Source organism: Mycobacterium spongiae (assembly GCF_018278905.1).
Taxonomy (GTDB): Bacteria; Actinomycetota; Actinomycetes; order Mycobacteriales; family Mycobacteriaceae; genus Mycobacterium; species Mycobacterium spongiae.
Genome location: NZ_CP046600.1, coordinates 201,982 through 219,859 on the forward strand (window position 1 = coordinate 201,982; position 17,878 = coordinate 219,859).

General features: G+C 64.3%; 15 protein-coding genes. 6 read left to right on the forward strand and 9 right to left on the reverse strand.

Annotated features, from left to right (window positions below):
- Positions 1 to 38 precede the first annotated feature (38 nt).
- Both F6B93_RS00800 and F6B93_RS00805 read left to right on the forward strand, forming a co-directional pair.
- Positions 39 to 830, forward strand: coding sequence for a peroxiredoxin family protein (locus F6B93_RS00800; protein ID WP_211697211.1), 792 nt, complete (start codon positions 39 to 41; stop codon positions 828 to 830).
- A 143-nt stretch (positions 831 to 973) separates the two neighbouring features.
- The gene (locus F6B93_RS00805; RefSeq protein WP_211697212.1) at positions 974 to 2,113 is read left to right on the forward strand and encodes a flavin-containing monooxygenase; all 1,140 of its coding nucleotides are present in this window, start codon (positions 974 to 976) and stop codon (positions 2,111 to 2,113) included.
- Positions 2,114 to 2,137: 24 nt separating this feature from the next.
- On the opposite strand, the gene F6B93_RS00810 is transcribed toward F6B93_RS00805, so the two are convergent.
- The gene (locus tag F6B93_RS00810) at positions 2,138 to 2,476 is read right to left on the reverse strand and encodes a TfoX/Sxy family protein (protein WP_211697214.1); all 339 of its coding nucleotides are present in this window, start codon (positions 2,474 to 2,476) and stop codon (positions 2,138 to 2,140) included.
- Positions 2,477 to 3,387: 911 nt separating this feature from the next.
- On the opposite strand from F6B93_RS00810, the gene F6B93_RS00815 reads away from it, so the two are divergent.
- Both F6B93_RS00815 and F6B93_RS00820 read left to right on the forward strand, forming a co-directional pair.
- Positions 3,388 to 4,041 carry a PadR family transcriptional regulator gene (locus F6B93_RS00815; RefSeq protein WP_425518578.1) on the forward strand — a complete coding sequence of 218 codons (654 nt, stop codon included), beginning with the start codon at positions 3,388 to 3,390 and terminating at the stop codon, positions 4,039 to 4,041.
- A gap of 167 nt (positions 4,042 to 4,208) precedes the next feature.
- Positions 4,209 to 4,823 carry a hypothetical protein gene (locus tag F6B93_RS00820; RefSeq protein WP_211697215.1) on the forward strand — a complete coding sequence of 205 codons (615 nt, stop codon included), beginning with the start codon at positions 4,209 to 4,211 and terminating at the stop codon, positions 4,821 to 4,823.
- A gap of 66 nt (positions 4,824 to 4,889) precedes the next feature.
- Here F6B93_RS00820 and F6B93_RS00825 read toward each other — a convergent pair whose 3' ends face one another.
- Positions 4,890 to 6,209, reverse strand: coding sequence for a hypothetical protein (locus F6B93_RS00825; RefSeq protein WP_211697217.1), 1,320 nt, complete (start codon positions 6,207 to 6,209; stop codon positions 4,890 to 4,892).
- A gap of 136 nt (positions 6,210 to 6,345) precedes the next feature.
- Entirely contained in the window at positions 6,346 to 7,389 is a 1,044-nt protein-coding gene (locus tag F6B93_RS00830; RefSeq protein WP_211697219.1) for a class I SAM-dependent methyltransferase, read from the reverse strand.
- A 73-nt stretch (positions 7,390 to 7,462) separates the two neighbouring features.
- On the opposite strand from F6B93_RS00830, the gene F6B93_RS00835 reads away from it, so the two are divergent.
- Positions 7,463 to 8,626 (forward strand): AAA family ATPase, encoded by a 1,164-nt coding sequence (locus F6B93_RS00835; RefSeq protein ID WP_211697220.1) that lies wholly within the window; start codon positions 7,463 to 7,465, stop codon positions 8,624 to 8,626.
- Positions 8,627 to 8,630: 4 nt separating this feature from the next.
- On the opposite strand, the gene F6B93_RS00840 is transcribed toward F6B93_RS00835, so the two are convergent.
- The 5 genes from F6B93_RS00840 to F6B93_RS00860 are packed head-to-tail and all read right to left on the reverse strand — an operon-like array spanning position 8,631 to position 13,855.
- On the reverse strand, positions 8,631 to 9,524 hold the full coding sequence (locus tag F6B93_RS00840; RefSeq protein WP_211697222.1) for an SCO6745 family protein: 894 nt from the start codon (positions 9,522 to 9,524) through the stop codon (positions 8,631 to 8,633).
- 54 nt (positions 9,525 to 9,578) lie between these two features.
- Positions 9,579 to 10,547 (reverse strand): NAD(P)/FAD-dependent oxidoreductase, encoded by a 969-nt coding sequence (locus tag F6B93_RS00845; RefSeq protein WP_211697223.1) that lies wholly within the window; start codon positions 10,545 to 10,547, stop codon positions 9,579 to 9,581.
- 34 nt (positions 10,548 to 10,581) lie between these two features.
- Positions 10,582 to 11,793, reverse strand: coding sequence for an acyl-CoA dehydrogenase family protein (locus F6B93_RS00850; protein ID WP_211697225.1), 1,212 nt, complete (start codon positions 11,791 to 11,793; stop codon positions 10,582 to 10,584).
- 35 nt (positions 11,794 to 11,828) lie between these two features.
- Positions 11,829 to 12,440: a TetR/AcrR family transcriptional regulator gene (locus F6B93_RS00855; protein ID WP_211697227.1), complete on the reverse strand. Its 612-nt coding sequence runs from the start codon at positions 12,438 to 12,440 to the stop codon at positions 11,829 to 11,831.
- Between the two features lie 59 nt (positions 12,441 to 12,499).
- Positions 12,500 to 13,855 (reverse strand): 8-oxoguanine deaminase, encoded by a 1,356-nt coding sequence (locus F6B93_RS00860; RefSeq protein ID WP_211697228.1) that lies wholly within the window; start codon positions 13,853 to 13,855, stop codon positions 12,500 to 12,502.
- A gap of 463 nt (positions 13,856 to 14,318) precedes the next feature.
- Here F6B93_RS00860 and F6B93_RS00865 point away from each other — a divergent pair, with 463 nt between their 5' ends.
- Positions 14,319 to 17,276, forward strand: a complete 2,958-nt coding sequence (locus F6B93_RS00865) for a UPF0182 family protein (protein ID WP_211697230.1) — start codon at positions 14,319 to 14,321, stop codon at positions 17,274 to 17,276.
- Here F6B93_RS00865 and F6B93_RS00870 read toward each other — a convergent pair.
- A complete protein-coding gene (locus F6B93_RS00870; protein ID WP_211697232.1) occupies positions 17,273 to 17,833 on the reverse strand; it encodes a PadR family transcriptional regulator in 561 nt (186 codons plus the stop codon). The two genes, F6B93_RS00865 and F6B93_RS00870, sit on opposite strands and share 4 nt — an antisense overlap.
- Positions 17,834 to 17,878 lie beyond the last annotated feature (45 nt).

The window sequence follows — 17,878 nt, forward strand, 5'->3', positions numbered from 1 at the left end:
CAAGTCCCTTGAGCCAAAGCAAGTTCAGAGGAGCGCTGATGACAACATCTGGTTCGGCATCAACGGGCCCGCAACCTAACGGCCAACCGGGGCAGGTGACGCTGGCATACAACTATGCACGTTTCCGTCCGAGCGAACACCCGCTCAACCAGGAGTTCAGTGGCCCCAAGATCGGTGACCGCGCACCAGATTTTCGAGTCGCCGACATTGACGGCGCCGAGGTGGCGTTGTCTGACTTGCGCGGTCGCTTCGTAGTGCTAGAAACTGGGTGCGCCACTTGCCCGATGTTCGGCAAGGGCATAGTGACAATGAACGCGCTGGCCTACCGTTTCCCCGATGTCGCATTCTTGGTCTTATACATCCGCGAGGCTCACCCCGGCGAGAACCTGGGACCACATCGCAGCCAGGCTGACAAGACCGCAGCGGCGAACGTGTTACGCCAGGAGGATCGAGAAGGGCGGCGCATCCTCATCGACACCCTTGACGGCCAAGTTCACCGCGCCTACGGCAGCATGCCGAACGCCGTTTATGTGATCGACCCGAACGGGATCGTGGTGTTTCGCAGCGTATGGAACGACCCCGCTGCCGTTGAGAAAGCTTTGCAGCAAGCGATGGCGGGGGGCGATCCCAGTCAACTGCAACCGGGGCCCCGCTTTGCCCCGCCTGCGGTGATTTGGCGCATCCTGCGCCGCGCCGGCGGGCAAGCCCTGCGGGACGTCGTCGTGATGATTCCGCTTGCTGTTCGGAACTTCCCCAAGCTAGCCCGGGACGACGTCAATTCGGCCCGCGATGGCCGCTTCCCGCGATTGCGGAAATCGCCACGGCGCTGACAGAGTGCCGACAATTACCACTGCCCGGGGTGAGTGTGATCGCCGCGTGCCCGACAGCACGTTCCCCGTGACGGATGGCCAGGGTCGACGGCGTATCGGCTGCGGGGCGCGATCGAGCGCTGGGAGTAGTAGCGTCAGTCGCCATGGCCGAGGCAATCGTTTGCGGCGCAGGAGCTGCCGGGCTCGCCGCGGCGGCCACATTAGGGGCCGCCGGCGTGCAGGCGGTGGTGCTTGAGCGCAGCGATCGCGTGGGGGCCAGCTGGCGCTCGCGCTACGACGGGTTGCGGCTCAACACCCCGGCGTGGATGTCAACCTTGCCGGGTTATCGGGCGAGGCATCGCAAATACGGGGAATACCCGAGCCGCGACAATTGGGTGCGCTACCTCGAGGACTACACGCAGTACCACCGGCTGGATGTGCGGTTCGGGGTCGACGTGCAGAAGCTGTCCGCAACTCGGCGCGGCTGGCAGGTAGAAACCGACGGCGAGGCGTTTGAGGCGGCACATGTGATCGTGGCGACTGGTCACGAGCGCAACCCGTACATCCCCGACTGGCCTGGGCGCGAAAGCTACGACGGGAAGCTGATCCATTCCAGCGCCTATCGAAACCCAGGTCCGTACCGTGGTCGCGACGTTCTCGTGGTGGGTCCGAACGTCACCGGCTCCGAGTTAGCCAACCAGTTGGCCAAAGGCGGTGCCGAGCGGGTCCGAGTTGCCTGCCGGACGCCGCCGAACGTAGTAGCCCGCAAGTTCTTGGGCGTGAACGTCAATCTTCCGGGACTCGTGTTGAACCGGCTGCCTTCGCGGGTCGGCGACGAAGTCGGGTGGTTGATGCAAAGAATCCTGTTCGGTCGCCTTGACCAGTACGGGATTCCGCGGTCGCCCATGGGCGTCGCAACGACGATGGTCCGCAGGCGCCAATCACCCGCCTATGACGACGGCTTTATCGACGAACTCCGTGCCGGGCGTATCGAGATCGTCGCAGCTGTTACCGGGTTTGACCGAAGCGAGGTCATCTTGGCCGGCGGCGGACGTATCCGCCCCGATGTGGTGATTGCGGCGACCGGGTATCGACGTGGATTGCAGGACTTGGTCGGTCACCTGGGTGTTCTGGATGCCGACGGCTGTCCGATGGTGAGCGGGGGGCGCGACCATCCCCGGTCGCCTGGCTTGTTCTTCATCGGCTATCGGATCGACCTGAGCGGGCAACTGCGACTGATGCGCATCGACGCAAAGGCGATTGCGGCGACCATCAGCCGCGGTGGAGGTTCCGGCAACAGCTGACGGCAGCGATGCTTCCCCGCAGCGCTACTGGCGCGCGCGCCTCGCGGCGGACACAGCCCTGCGTGCCCATTGAATCAGGGCGGCCTCGTCGGCGCGGACCTGCGAGGGGATTGACCAGTAGGGCATCCGGCCGTGGCGGGTGGCGCCCGCGGCTTCATACTCCGGCTGGGTAGTCTCGTCGACTTTAAGATGCGGTCTGCCTGTCGAGTCAACGAGTCCGAACATGGTGTCGTCGGCGAAGATGCCATAGCCGCCGAACATCTTGCGGTGGTGCAGCGGCTCGTTGAGCGGTGCCAGGTCGGCCAGGAGCGCATCGGCTTCCTGTGTTGCCGCAGGTGTGAGTTTGGCTCCCTTGTCACCCATGCCGCAGCGTCCTTTCGCCACCAACGCTTGTGCCCGCCGCAGTCGACAAGTCTAAACATCGACACATGGGCCAGGCCCGCTGAGAAGTCGCGGCGACCGGTCTTCCGCATCGACGTTGCTTCGACCAACGCGGTCTGAGCGCACCGGGCGATGGCAGTCAACGTGTTGACGCGGCGTGGGTGTGATCACCGCAGGACGGCGATGCTACGCAATGCCAGAAACCGGTGGATTCCCCAAATCGCGGCCAAATCGCAGCTAGATCGCGGCCAGATCGCGCCAGTCCGGTCAACCGGCGTGGCGAGGAAGACAAGAAATCTGCGCCCACCCCTTGCGCTAACGATAATGACCGATATATCTTTCGGTATCGTACAAGGGTGCACCGCCCATCCAGGTGAAAGCGAGAGACGATCGTGAATGAATCACAAGTAGCGAGCCGCCCGCATGGGCAAGCGGACAAGGACGACCCAGTGGAGCCGATCATCGACCGACCTGCCGGTGGTGAGCTCGTCAACGGCAGCGACGATCTCGTTGAGCTTGACGTAGCCCCTGGTCAGCACGGTGACGACCGCGACGACTATGAGCAGGATGACGACTATGAGGACGATGACGACTATGCGGACGATGACCGCTATGAGGACGATCGTCCCGTCGAGCTCTACGACGACGAATCCGAGCTGGAATCCGATTACGATGATGAGGACGAATTCGGACCCGATGAAGGCCTCGGTGACGGCCCCGAACCCAGGCTTGCCCCTGGGCCCAGACACCAGCCGCGACCGCCCCACGGGGATGGCCCCGGCCCGAAGAAAGCCCCTGCTAAGAAAGCCCCCGGCAAGAAGGCCCCGGGCAAGAAAGTGCCCGGCAAAAAGGCCCCTGGCAAGAAGGCAGCCGGGAAGAAGGCGCCGGGCCACCTGCCGCCGCCGCACAAGCGCGGGCCTGGACACCCGCCACCACCTCACGAACACGGTCCCGGACACGGGCCAGGGAGGCTGGTCGCGGAATCGGATTTTGACTTCGGGCCGGGCACTGGTTTCGGTTTCGGGCCCAGCCCCGATTTCGGTTTCGATTTCGGCCTCGGCCGCGGCGGCGCCCGTGGTCGCCGGCGTGGGCCTGGCCGCGGCCGCCGTGTCCGCCCCGGTGATGTCCGCGCCGCCATCCTGGCCCTGCTCGCCGAGGGCCCTATGCATGGCTATGAAATGATCCAGGAGATCGCCCAACGCACCCAGGACTTGTGGCGACCAAGCCCTGGCTCGGTGTATCCGACGCTGCAGCTACTGGATGACGAGGGATTAATTGACAGCTCCGAAAGTGAAGGAAGTACAAAACTTTTCGAGCTGACTAGCGACGGCCGCGCCGCAGCTGAGAAGATCAAGACGCCTCCTTGGGAGCAGTTCGCCGAGGATGTCGACTCGGGTCAGTCCGACTTGCGCACGGTGTTGGCCCAATTGTTCGGTGCGGTAGCGCAATCCGCATACGTGACCACCACTGACGTACAGCAACGCATCATCGCTATCCTCAAGAACGCCCGCCGCGAGATCTACACCTTGCTTGCCGAATCCGATTAGCTTCGCGCGGGAGGCGATGGCTGTGGCCGTGTCGGCGGGTCCTCGGCCGTCGGTCTATCCGACGGCCGGGCCGCCGGCACGGCCGCGGTGCTCACCAGAGGGAAGGTTGACATCGTTGCCAAACAACAGGATTCGTACTAGCCAGATCACACCAAGGGATGGTGACGATGACTGACGAGTTGACCATTCTGCGCCTGCTCACCTTCAAAGGCCGAGTCTCCCGCGAGGCGATTGCGAGCAGTCTCGACATCGATAGTCCGACGGTTCAGGCGGCGCTGGACGGCTTTGTCGCGGCACGGCTCGTTGCGTCGACCCCGATGGGTTATCGAATCACCCCGCACGGACGTGAGCGGTGCACGGAACTCGTTGCTGCTGAGCGGCAAAGCATTGACGCCTCGATAGTGAAAGAGATCTATGGGACCTTTACCGAGCACAACGGTGAGTTGAAGGCGATTATCACCGACTGGCAGCTTCGCGGCTCTGCCGAGCCCAACGATCACAGCGACGGAGAGTACGACCGCGCCGTGTTCGAACGTCTGCTCACTTTGCACCAGCAAGTGCTTCCGCTCCTCGACCGGATCGGCACAGTGGCGCCACGTTTGGGGCACTACAAGTCACGGCTGGCGAATGCCGCCGACGCCGTCGCCGCGGGTGACCATAGCTTCGTCTCCCGCCCGATCGTCGATAGCTACCACACCTTATGGTTCGAACTGCACGAAGACCTTATCGGTCTCGCGGGCCTGACCCGCGCCGCGGAGGCTGCGGCGGGACGCGGCGCTTGAGCGCCATTCAGATCACGAAGTGTGCTCCCGGCACTACCTGACCCGCATAGCCCTAGCCCGCGACGCCTACACAGGACATCCGAAGATTCCTCGAGCTGCCAAGAGATCCAAAGCGCAAACCTTGATACGTGGGTAGTAGTCGCCCATGATTGCTGCCGACTGTTCCGGTGTGGAATTCGGCGGAACATTGTGGATCGCCGGACCGAAGTCATCGTCGCGTAAAAGGTTTCGGAATAGCAGGAAGTGGTCGCCGGGGTGGTCGGCCGACAGCGGGACGAAGGTGGCGTCGGGCACGGCGTCGACTTGGTGGTGTTGTGACTCAGTACCGACGACGTAGGTGTAGTAGCCGGCAGCGTCGAGTTTGGTTTCTTGGTCGGTCCGGCACCCATAGTCAACGGTGCCGTCGGGCAGTGAGTTTTGGGTTAGTGGCGCGGGGAAGATCGAGGGGTAGGTACACAGCGAGAAGTAGCGCACATCAATTCCCGGTTGAGGCCACGGCGTCGGGTTGTCGTCGGCAGGATGGGTCGGGGCTTTGCCGCGCACCACGAGAACGTGATCAGGCGGCGGCGGGTTAAGGAAGTACTTGAGGTAGGCGTTGTCCACGTTGGCGAATGCCGATATGCCGCCGGCGTTGATCCGAGCGAAGCCGGTGACAGGTTCACGACTCGGTAGCGGCTGGCCGGCGCGGGGGCTGCGCCGCAGGGCTGCTCCGAAATTCGGGTCTTGCTTGGTGCAGGCCGCGAATGTTTGGGTTTCACTTGCCGATGCGAGGCTGACCTTGGGTAGTTCGACGGTGGCTGGGTCGCCGCCAGGACGATAAACGCGAAAGATGAGGAACCCATCACGCTCGTCTTCGGTCTCGGGTGGCGCCAGGGGAAGTGTATTGACCTCGCTCGGGTTCGGGTTGGGACGAATCTTGACGGTGTAGGACCCCCCTGCTGCGGCGGGCTGCCGCCACGGGTTTGCGGCCCCCGGGTCCGGCGCGATCTGGTAGTCGGCGATCGACGAGGCGACGTCATTGGCAGTGAAGCTACGGAAACGCCAGTCGTAGGTGTTGAACGAGATGTATCGAGCGTCGGGGAAATTGCCTTCGACGGTGATGTTCAGCGAGGGCTTCACCCGGTAGCGCAGCACCCAGTAGGCCGCAGCCGTATCGGGCGCGGCGACGTTGATGTCATCGAGCGTGTGTTCTGACAGTTCGAGGTTCCATCCGCACTCCGAAGGAGATGGCGGCGCCTGGGCGGTGGGCGCGGCGCCAGACGCGCAGCCTACGACGGCGCCCGCGACCAGCGGGGTAACTACCAGAGCCACCTTGAGTGCCCCGATTACCGACTGGCCGGCTTTGCGATGATGACCACCGCCTCGATTGTCACAGATGGTTGACATTCTACGGACGGACCAGAAGACTTGCCAGTCCAGCGATCAGACGCAGCCGATGCCGGACGCGGTCCTGAGTAAGCAGCCTCCCGTGATCGTTCATGTCGTTCTGCTGGACGCGCGCCCGACGGGCGTCGATCGAGCATCAGCTGCGCACGGCGGTCGCGGCGAAAGTGGTAGCAGAACTGTCGTATTCGGCACCCGCCAGGTCGCCGAAGAATCTGATCTCGTCGAAAGGCACGCTCTGAAGCTCCTTGAGCACATCGTCGCGGGTCAGGCAGTGAGTCCAGTTCCAGTACTGCCTGGTCAGCCCCGCATCTGTGCGAATCGTGTAGCGTTCCAATGCCAACCGAAGCTCTGGATAGGTCCAGGTCTCGCAGGTTCCGATATACGGCCGATCGGACCAGAAACCACCCATCAAGTTCCGTTCCGTCACCGACCCATCGCGAAAAGCGTCGAATCGCCGGGCCGCGGTGACGTCAAAGAGCACCGCCCCTCCCTGGTTCAGGGCCTTTCTCACCCTCACCATGAGGCCGGTCCGCTGCGACGGGCTCAGTGCGCAGTAGTCTTCATAGATCAAGCAGGCTAAGTCGTAGCCACCGCCGAGTTCGTCCACCAAGTAATTGCCTTCGCGGAATTCCGCCGGCAGTGCGTCGCGCTGAGCGGTCAGCCGAGCATGGCGAACTGACCGGGCCGAGACATCGATCCCAACTACCTGCGTTCCCCTACTGGCCAATTGGTTGGCATACAAACCAGGGCCACACCCCAGATCCAGCACACGTGAGGCTCGACCAAGACCGAATTCAGCAGCGATCCAGCTCGTTGATGCTTCGATGAATCGATGAGGACGCGAGGCCGCAGTTTCATCTGCGGCCAAGTGAAGTGCCAGCATCTGCGACGAGATGTGTGGGTCATTCCACAACTTGGGAGTGGTGTAGGCACTAAACGGTGCCGGACGACCATGACCGGTTCCCGCATTCGCTGCCGGCTCCATGCCTACGACGCCGCCGGCTGCAGCGCCCTGCGGGGAGCGTAGTGAGCCGCATCGGACTCGTGTGGTGGGGCGGCGCGCAACAGCCTCGGTGGGCCGAGTATCCCGGCGTTGCTCATGGTCGGTCCTCGCGTTGTCGAAGGTAGTCGCCGGTACTCGGCGGTACTGGAAGGTATGCGAGCGGGTGCTCACGGTCATCGCGGGACGTGACCGTGGAGTGACTCGCTCCCGGCAAACGTAACTTGTGTCGCGCATTGGCTAGCGTGGGCAGGTGCTGTCGACCGTCGCGGTGGAGAATTACCGGTCGCTGCGTCAGCTGGTCGTTCCGTTGCGCCAGCTCAACGTCATCACGGGCCACAACGGCAGTGGAAAATCCAATCTCTATCGGGCGCTGCGGCTGCTGACGGACTCGGCCCGCAACGGTGCGGTCGCCGCGTTGGCTCGCGAGGGCGGGTTGAGCTCAACGATGTGGGCGGGTCCGGCTGTGATCGGCAAGGGTGTGCGCCGCGGGCGTCATCAGGTACAGGGGACCGTGCGCACCGACCCGGTCAGCCTGAGACTGGGTTTTGCCGGGGCCGATTTCGGATATGCGATGGACCTCGGGTTACCCAGTGCGACCAACACCGCGTTCGGGCTTGATCCGGAGGTCAAGGTGGAGGCGCTGTGGGGTGGACCCGTATGGCGCACCGCGACAGCGATAGCGCAGCGGGAGGGGCCCACCGCGCGGGTCCGCGACCACGATGGAAAGTGGCATGTGATGACTGATGTGCTGCGGCCCTTCGATTCCATGCTGAGTGAACTCGCAGACCCGGTGCGCGCACCGGAACTGATCCACATGCGCGAGGGTATGCGGAACTGGCGCTTCTACGATCAGTTGCGCACCGACAGCGGTGCGCCAGCCCGGCAAACCCGGATCGGCACGCGCACAACGGTACTCGGCCACGATGGTGCAGACTTAGCCGCGGCATTGCAAACGATTCGCGAAATCGGCGATGATGCCGCGCTCGATGATGCCGTGAATCGCGCTTTTGAGGGCAGCCACGTCGAAATCCGCAGCGACAATGGTCGGTTCGAACTGTTGTTGCGCCAGCCCGGCATGCTGCGGCCCTTGGGCGCTGGCGAGCTTTCTGACGGCACGCTGCGGTATCTGCTCTGGACCGCGGCCCTATTGACGCCCCGCCCACCACAATTGCTGGTGCTCAACGAGCCCGAGACCAGCTTGCATCCGGAGTTGTTGCCCGCCTTGGCGGCGCTGATTGCCACTGGTGCCCAACACAGCCAGGTCATCGCGGTGACCCATTCCGAACCGCTTGTCGCAGCTCTGCAAGCGACCGCCGACGTGCACACGGTACTCCTGACCAAAGACCTCGGTGAGACCCGGATTGCGGGCCAGCGCCAGCTGGACCAGCCGCCGTGGCACTGGCCGCCACGCTAGCTGCTTAGCTAGCGCCCAAATGCGCACTGTCGTCGTCTAATTCGTCGCGCCGCAAGCCCATCGGAGTGGCAGTGGGGACGTCTCCACCGGCGACCACCGCGCGCGTGATCGGCGTGATCGCCTGGAACAGCGTTTCCACCTCGTCGTCGTTGAGGGCGTCGAGCGCCGACAGGGCAAGGGCGTCGGTTCGCGATTCGATGTGCTCTTTGAGATCCCGGCCGGCATCGGTCAGCGACCCGTCCTCGGTGAGCAGTCCTCGCTTGGTCAGCTGGTGTTCGTGGTGACGCCACGTCGCGTCGTCGTAATCGCGCCTGCTAGCGATCAACTCGCGCGGGGCGCGGCCTGCCGCGACGTGGAACACGTTGGATTCCCTCCCCGAGACACCTGCGGCGGCCAGCACCGCGACGTGCGCGTCGCCGCGCTGCTCGCGCAGCAGCGTCGCCGCATGCCACAGCGCAGCCAGCGGATCGGCCGGCCAGGGCAGGGCCAGGTTGGCAGCGAAGAGTGGTCGACCATCAAGGGGTGCGTGGCGCGCCGCCTTGCCCGCCAATGCCGCCGCGACCTTGACATTGTCATCCGCGGTGAGGCCGTAGCGGCGCAGCGCCACAACGGCGGCGGCTTGTCGTGCGCGCAACGCGGCCTCGGGCCCCTCGATCTGCCACGCCGCTGGGAGCGCCTTCGCGACTTGGCCGGGGGAGAAGTTGTAGAAGATCGCGGTCACCACCTCGGGTGGCACCATTCCAAGCGGTGCCGACCGAGCGGCGAAGTAGCCCATCCAGAAACCCCGGTAGCCCAACTCGCTCAGTGCTGCTCGCGCCTCGGGCGCGAAGTAGGTGATGGCATGCACCGGCTCGAATCGATAGAAGAAGCGTCGCGCTAACTCCGGTTCTCTGCGCACGTTCGCAGTTAACCATTGACTGCTACCGTTCCAAGTGTCGGGGCCTAGTGCCGGTTAGCTCTCTCGTGTGCGCACTGAAGGGGCAGTCAGGTCGGTTGGCAGCGTATCGCCGAGAACGGCCTGCGCGAGCAATTCACCGAGTAGGGGCCCAAACTTCATGAGGTTGCTGCCGACGAAGGCGACCACACGGCCGCGACGTGCCACCGACCAGCCGTCGCCGCCGGAGTCGAGCCACGGGGCGCGGATCGTGACGCAGTCCACCTGGCCCACGGGAGACAGCGACGGGAACAGCGCCCGCACGACGGCGGGTTCCGCCTGCTGCTGCCCGAAGGCCCAGCGGCCGGTGGTGCCGAGCGGCAGCCCGTAACCCTCGGGCGCGGACAGGCACGCCGCGTTGGTGGCGTCTGCGCCCTCGTAGGTAAAGCGAGTATGCGGGGCGAAGTCGAGGCCGAGCGGGCCGAACAGCGCCGGCGTCTCGATACCGGCGCAGATCAGGGCGCCGTCGCCGCGTATCACGGTACCGTCCTCGAGGGTGGCCGAGCCGTCGTCGGCAACCGACACGACCGAACCGCGCCGGATGTCCACCCGCCGCGCCAGGGCACCCAGCGCGCGCCGGATGCGCAGGCTGCCGCCGAGCGGATCGAACACCGCAGACTCCCACGGGGCGGCAAGAAATGGGATCCGCGCCGCGATCTCGGAATGATCGAGCCAGGAGAAGTCGGCGCCAGCGGCCGTCATTGCCGCAGCGGTGTCCGCGGGGGCGCCGGCGGCGATAAAGCCCTCGGTGCCAAGCAGTCGCCCGGCATTCAACTCGGTCTCCCAGCGTTGCCAGCCTGCTCGGGCTCGCAGAGCCAGGCTGCATAGTGCCGCCCGCCGGTGCGCGATGCGAAAGATCCGGGCCAATCCGGCGGACTGCTCGGCGAACGGCTCACCGCGCTCGATGACCACCGCGCGCTGCCCGCGTCGCGACAGCTCATAGGCGGCCGCGAGGCCGCACACCCCCGCGCCGACAATGACGATCACTTCGGCCCACTCTCGCCCCGCGACATCCGGAGACCTACCGGATAGACAACCCCGTCAGTGCCCGTGAAATGACCAGGCGTTGGATCTCACTGGTGCCCTCGAAAATAGTGAAGATCTTCGCGTCTCGGTGCATCCTTTCCACCGGGTAATCGCGGGTGTACCCGTTGCCGCCGAGGATCTGGATGGCTTCGTCGGTGACATAGACCGCGGCTTCGCTCGCCACCAGCTTGGCCATCGAACCCTCTGCGGAGTCGAAGCTCTGGTTGTTGCTCGCCATCCAGCCGGACCGCCATACCAACAGACGAGCCGCATCGATACGGCACTTCATGTCTGCCAACTTGAACGCCACCGCCTGGAATTCACCGATCTTGCGGCCGAACTGCTCGCGTTGGCAGGCGTAGTCGAGTGCATACTCGTAGGCGGCTCGGGCCACGCCGACGGCCATGGCACCGACGATGGGCCGGGTGCGCTCAAAAGTCTTCATCGCCGCCTGCCCACCCGCCGACGCACCGGACTTGGCCCGAGCGATGCGCGCCTCGAACTTGTCCCGTCCGCCGAGAATCATGTCCTCGGACAGACGGACGTCGTCGAGCACCACCTCGGCGGTATGGGACGCGCGGATCCCGTGCTTTTTGAACTTTTGCCCTTGCGCCAGGCCTTTGGCGCCCGGCGGGATCACGAAACTGGCCTGGCCGCGGGAGCCAAGTTCGGGATAGACCGATGCGACCACGATGTGCACGTCGGCGATACCGCCGTTAGTCGCCCACGTTTTGGTGCCGTTGAGAACCCATTCGCTGGTCGCCTCGTCGTAGCGCGCCCGGGTACGGATGGCGCCGACGTCAGAACCCGCATCGGGCTCGGAGGAGCAGAACGCACCGAGCTTGGGGTCATCGGCCGTACCGAACATCTCCGGTAGCCAGCGGACTAGCTGCTCGGGAGTTCCATTGCCTGCCAACGCTGCCGCGGCCAGCCCGCTACCCATGAGGGACAGCGCGATACCGGCGTCGCCCCAAAACAGCTCCTCGAACGAGGTGAGCATGCCCAGCCCGGTTGGCTCGGCCGCCTGCTGCCCGAAGAAGTCAGGGGAGTACAGGCCAACCTTCGCGGCCTCCCTGATGACGGGCCACGGAGTTTCCTCCCGCTCGTCCCATTCGGCCGCGGCGGGGCGGATGACTTCGGCAGCGAACTTGTGTACCCAATTGCGTACCTCGATCACGTCGTCGCTCAGTTGCAGTGAGAAAGTCATAGCTGTACTCCTGAAATAGGTTTGGTGTTCGGGGCTCAGGGCTCTTGAGTGGTCGTGTATTGCGCGAGGACGCTCACCGTTTGGTTGACCCACGCTTCAAAGTAGCGATCGTCATCGATGTTGCCGGGCGACCGGCCCGTCAGCGCCTGCAGCGTGGCGGCGTAGGACAGGGACCCGATTGCTACGGCCGCCGCCGCTTCGGGATCGGGGATGCGAGTGCGTCCGGAGCGGTTGGCGGCCGCGAGCTCGTCGGCGAACCGCTGATAGCCGTTGTCGGTGATGACCTGCCAGGTCTTCTCGTCGAGATCGCCGAGCTCGTCTGGCTCGCGCAGCATGACCTTGAGCAAGTCCTCGCTCTGTTTCAGGTTGCTCCAGATCAGCTGGCCCGCCGTGCGCACTGCCTGTTCGACAGTGCCGAGCTCAACGGCGTCGTAGTGCTCCCGTGCGGCGACGATGCTGTCGAGCCGGTGAGCGACCGCGGTCTCCAACAGCTCGCGCTTGGAAGCGAAATGCTTGTACAGTGCGCCGGAGCCCGGTGCCAAGCCCGACGCGCGCTGAATGTCGGCCACCGACGTCGCCGCGTACCCCTTGGCGGCAAAGAGCCCCAGCGCTGTCGCCAGCAGCCTCTCACGACCCGTCGCCAGCATGGTGAGAGAGTACTCACTCACCATGCTGGGTGGCAACTCTCCAGGGGCGTGCGTTGCTGTCAGTCGGTGCCGCGGTCCCGTAGCGTCGCGGCCGCTCTGCGTGCGTCTTGCGCCAGTGTCGCGATGTCAGCGGTGCGTAGCTCGCCGTCGGCGACGACGGTCTTCCCGCCGACGAGGAGTAGCCGCAACGGCGCCGGCGGACCGTACACCAGCGCCCAGACCGGGTCTTCGACATCGGAGTGGCCGAGCCCGTCCAGTTGCCAGAGCGCTATATCAGCCAGCTTGCCCGCCTCGAGTGATCCCAGTTCGGGGTCGCGGCCCAGGCACCGGGCGCCGCCGATCGTGGCCATCCGCAACGCCTCGCGCGCGCTGAGCGCCCCGGGGCCCCTCCGGAACCGGGCTGCCAGCGTGGCTTCCCGCAGTTCGTAGGACATCGAACCGTGCTCAGTGCAGCCGCCATCGACACCCAGGCCCACCGGGACGTCCGCGGCCAGCAGCTCGGGAATCCGTGCGATGCCGGAGCCCAGGCGGCCGTTGGAGGTCGGGCAGTGCGCGACCCCAGTACCGGTGGCGGCGAATTTGGCGACATCACCCTCGGACAGGTGGACACAATGCGCCATCCAGACATCGCTACCCAGCCAGCCCAGCGACTCCACGTAGTCCACCGGGCGTAGGCCGAACTGCGCGGTGCAGAACTCCTCCTCGTCTGCCGTCTCCGCGAGGTGAGTGTGGAGGCGCACGCCGAGGTCGCGGGCCAGCAAGGCCGATTGTCGCATCAGCTCAGCGGTGACCGAAAACGGCGAACACGGCGCCAACGCGACCCGAACCATCGAGTCGAAAGCGGCGTCATGGTGCGTGCTGACGGCGTCCTGGCACGCTGCCAGGATCGTGTCGAGGTCTTCGACGGTGTGATCCGGTGGCAGCCCGCCGCTGGACACGCCGAGATCCATTGAACCGCGAGTGGGATGGAAGCGGACGCCAATGCGTTGCGCTGCGTGGACTTCTGCGCCCAGCACGTCACCACCATCGTGCGGAAACACGTAGTGGTGATCCATGGTGGTCGTGCAGCCGGTCAGCGCCAGCCTGGCGAGTGCGGCGCTGGCGGCGGCGAATTCCAGGTCGGCGTCCAGCCGGCCCCACACCGGATACAACGTGGTCAACCAACTGAACAGCACGTCGTCCTGGGCATAGCCGCGGGTGATCCATTGGTAGAGATGGTCGTGGGTGTTGACAAACCCGGGAGTGGCCAGGCAATCACGGCCGTCGACGATGGTCGCGTCGGGCACTTCGGGCGCAGATCCCTCGCCGACCGCGACAATCACACCCTCGTCGACAATGATGTGTCCGCAGGAGTATTCGGTATGCGCTGCGTCAACTGCTGCGATAGCGGTGTTGTCGATGACCAGTTTGGGCACGGTTCATCTTGGCATTTTTTCGGCGCAAGTCGGTGATGCTGGATTCCCCGCGACCTGCTCTTGGCGCCGCCTATCACGATCGCGACATCGATCAAGTGGCAGGCAATTTGGGGCCGGATGTGGTCATCGACGCCACCGGGTGGCTTGCAAACATGTTTGCGGGGCGAGTGCCCTTGGGGAACGCAGCGCGCGCGTTCGACGCAAACCGAGGCACCAACCAGAACGATGTGAAGGTGGTCATCGACGTGGACGGGCAGCGCCGATCGCGTCGGCTCCTGTCGACTGGATGCGAGTGTCGGCAATCTGCGGACGGCAACGCTTCGGACCCGTGGCCGAGATTGGCTGGCGAAAGTTCTGGCGGCTGGATCTGGCGAAGCGGAGAATTTCCCCTAGCGGACATCCCCGATGCCCCGCCGCTGCCAATAGCCGGTTGCAACACGGCTCGGAATGTTAGGAAGCGTGGATGGAGACACATTCGCCCAGCAAGCGACCGATGCTATCCACGCGGTCTCGATTGCTGCTGATCGCAGGCGCGGGCTTCTTTCTGCTACTGCTGGTCGTACCGCGGTTTGTGGACATCTACGTTGATTGGTTGTGGTTCGGCGCTGTCGGTTTCCGCAGTGTCTGGGTCACGGTGCTGCTGACCCGGCTTGCGATGTTCCTGATCGTGGCGCTTGTTGTGGGCGGGGCCGTGTTCGCCGCCGTGCTGGTCGGCTACCGCTCGCGTCCGTTTTTCATTCCGTCCGAGCCGCAGCAGGACCCGATCGCGCCGGTCCGCACCGAGGTGATGCGCCGACCGCGCCTGTTCGGGTGGGGCATCCCGGCAGCTCTCGGTGTCCTGTGCGGGGTGATCGCTCAGTTCGACTGGATGCGAGTCCAGCTGTTTCTGCATGGCAGTGATTTCGGCGTCGTTGATCCCGAATTCGGCCACGATATCGGGTTTTTCGTCTTCGACCTGCCGTTCTACCGTTCGGTGTTGAACTGGCTGTTCGTGGCGGTGGTCCTCGCGTTCTTGGCAAGCCTGCTGACGCACTACGTGTTCGGCGGCATTCGCACAAAGGAGGGCAAGGGCATCCTCACCCAAGCTGCCCGGGTTCAACTCGCGGTCCTCGCCGGCACGCTCGTGATGCTCAAAGCGGTTGCCTACTGGTTCGACCGGTACCAACTGTTATCGGGTGGCCGTAAAGAGCCGACTTTCACCGGCGCCGGCTACACCGATATCCACGCCGAGCTGCCGGCCAAGCTGGTGCTGCTTGCGATCGCAGTGTTGTGTGCGCTGTCCTTCTTCGCGGCAATTTTCCTGCGCGACTTGCGGATTCCCGCGATGGCTACGGCACTGCTGGTGCTGTCGGCGATGCTGGTCGGCGGTTTGTGGCCGCTGCTCATGGAGCAGTTCTCCGTGCGTCCGAACGCTGCCGATGTCGAACGCCCGTATATCCAACGCAACATCGAAGCGACCCGACAGGCCTATCGGCTCGATGGTGATTGGGTGGAGTACCAGGACTATCCCGGAATCGGGACCAAGCGTCCCCGTGACGTGCCGGCGGACGTCACCACGATTGCCAATGTGCGGCTGCTGGACCCGCATATCCTTTCGCGAACCTTCACCCAGCAACAGCAGCTCAAGAACTTCTATAGCTTCGCCGACGTATTGGATATCGATCGCTACCGCATCGACGGTGAGCTGCAGGACTATATCGTCGGAGTCCGGGAGCTTTCGCCATCCAGCCTCACTGGAAATCAGACCGACTGGATCAACAAACACACCGTGTACACCCATGGAAATGGCTTTGTCGCGGCCCCGGCCAATCGGGTGAACGAGGCCGCCCGCGATGCCGAGAACATCTCCGACAGCGACAGCGGATATCCGATCTACACCGTCAGCGACATTGCGTCGCTGGGCTCTGATCGACAGGTCATCCCGGTCGAGCAACCCCGGGTCTACTTCGGTGAGGTGATCGCCCAGTCCGATCCCGACTATGCGATCGTCGGCGGTGCTCCCGGTTCCGCTCCCCGCGAGTATGACACCGACACGTCCAAGTACACCTACACCGGCGCGGGTGGCGTGTCGATCGGAAACTGGTTCACCCGATCGGTATACGCGGCCAAGTTCGCCGAGCACAAGTTCCTGTTCTCCCGGGAGATCGGCTCGCAGTCGAAGGTGCTCGCCCACCGTGACCCCAAGGACCGCGTGCAGCGCGTGGCGCCCTGGCTGACCCCCGACGACGACCCCTATCCCGTTGTGGTCAACGGGAGGATCGTCTGGATCGTCGATGCCTACACCACGCTCGACACCTATCCTTACGCTCAACGCACCTCACTCGAGGGACCGGTGACCAGCCCCACCGGCGTGGTGCGGGAAGGCAAGCAGGTGTCGTACGTGCGGAACTCCGTCAAGGCCACCGTCGACGCGTACGACGGAACCGTGACGCTGTATGAGTTCGATCGAGAAGATCCGGTGCTCAGGGCGTGGATGCGCGCCTTCCCCGGCACCGTCAAGCCCGAGGACGACATTCCGGACGAGTTGCGCGCCCACTTCCGGTATCCGGAGGACCTCTTCGAGGTGCAACGTGGCCTGCTCGCGAAATATCATGTCGATGAGCCCCGAGAGTTCTTTACCACCAACGCTTTCTGGTCGGTACCGAGCGACCCCACCAATGACAACAGCTCCGCTCAACCGCCGTTCTACGTCCTCGTTGGCGATCAGGAGACCACCAGGCCGTCGTTCCGACTTGCGTCGGCAATGGTTGGCTACAACCGCGAATTCCTCTCGGCGTACATCTCTGCGCACTCGGATCCGGAGAACTACGGCAAGCTGACTGTGCTGCAGTTGCCCACCGATACTTTGACCCAGGGCCCGCAACAGATCCAGAACTCGATGATCTCCGACACCCGGGTTGCCTCGGAGCGGACCTTGCTCGAACGCTCCAACCGGATCCACTACGGCAACCTCTTGTCGCTGCCGATCGCCGATGGCGGTGTGCTCTATGTGGAACCGCTCTATACCGAGCGGATTTCGACGAACCCGAACAGTTCCACCTTCCCGCAACTTTCTCGGGTGCTCGTCAGCGTGCGCGAACCCCGCACTGAAGGTGGGGTCCGGGTCGGCTATGCACCGACCTTGGCGGAAGCCCTCGATCAGGTATTCGGACCCGGAACTGGTCGGGTCGCCACTGCTCCTGGTGGCGATGCCGCCGCCGCGCCACCACCGGAGGCCGGTGGGCAATCGCCGACGACTCCGGGGCCGCCGGTGGCGCTACCACCGGGCACGGTACCCGCCGAACCTCCGGCAGCCGGACCGCAGCGGCCCGGCATCCCGGCCGGGACGGTCGCCGAATTGCGGGAAAAGCTCGCCGAACTACGTGCGGTGCTCGACCAGCTGGAGCGGGCCGTCGACGCGGCCGAAAAGCCTGCTGGTTAGGTCGCTGGCAGGCGGCGTTCGATGATCGTGAGCACACGTTCGGCCCATCGGATGTTCTGTTCTTCGAACGCGATTCCGCGCAGCAACGTCAGGTAAGGACCCACCCGGTCGGTCTCGGCCAGGTAGTCCTCTTCGGTATCGCCGTCGAGCAGGTGAGTGCGTGCTTGCTCGTAGCGGTGCAGTTTTGCCTTGGCCCATTGCAGTCGCTCGACGATAAACTCTCGGACGGCCGGCATGTTACCTGCGTCAGCAGCCTGGACTTTGACCAGAAGCTCATCGCGGATCACCGGGGGCTTCGGCGGCTGGGACGTGAACTGGTGGATGGCTTCGTGGCCGGCCTCGGTCAGTGAGTACATGCGCTTGTTCGGTCGGCGCTCCTGATAGACGATGCGGGGCGCAATCAGGCCTTGACCGGCTAGCCGCTCGAGTTCGCGGTAGAGCTGCTGCGGGGTGGTCATCCAGAAGTTCGACAGCGAGGCATCAAACTCTTTGGCAAGGTCGTATCCGGACGACTCGCCCTCGAGGAGGGCGGCTAGCACTGCATCACCGAGTGACATTGACCCTATTATACAGCGAAGCTATTAATCGTCTAAAATGAATAT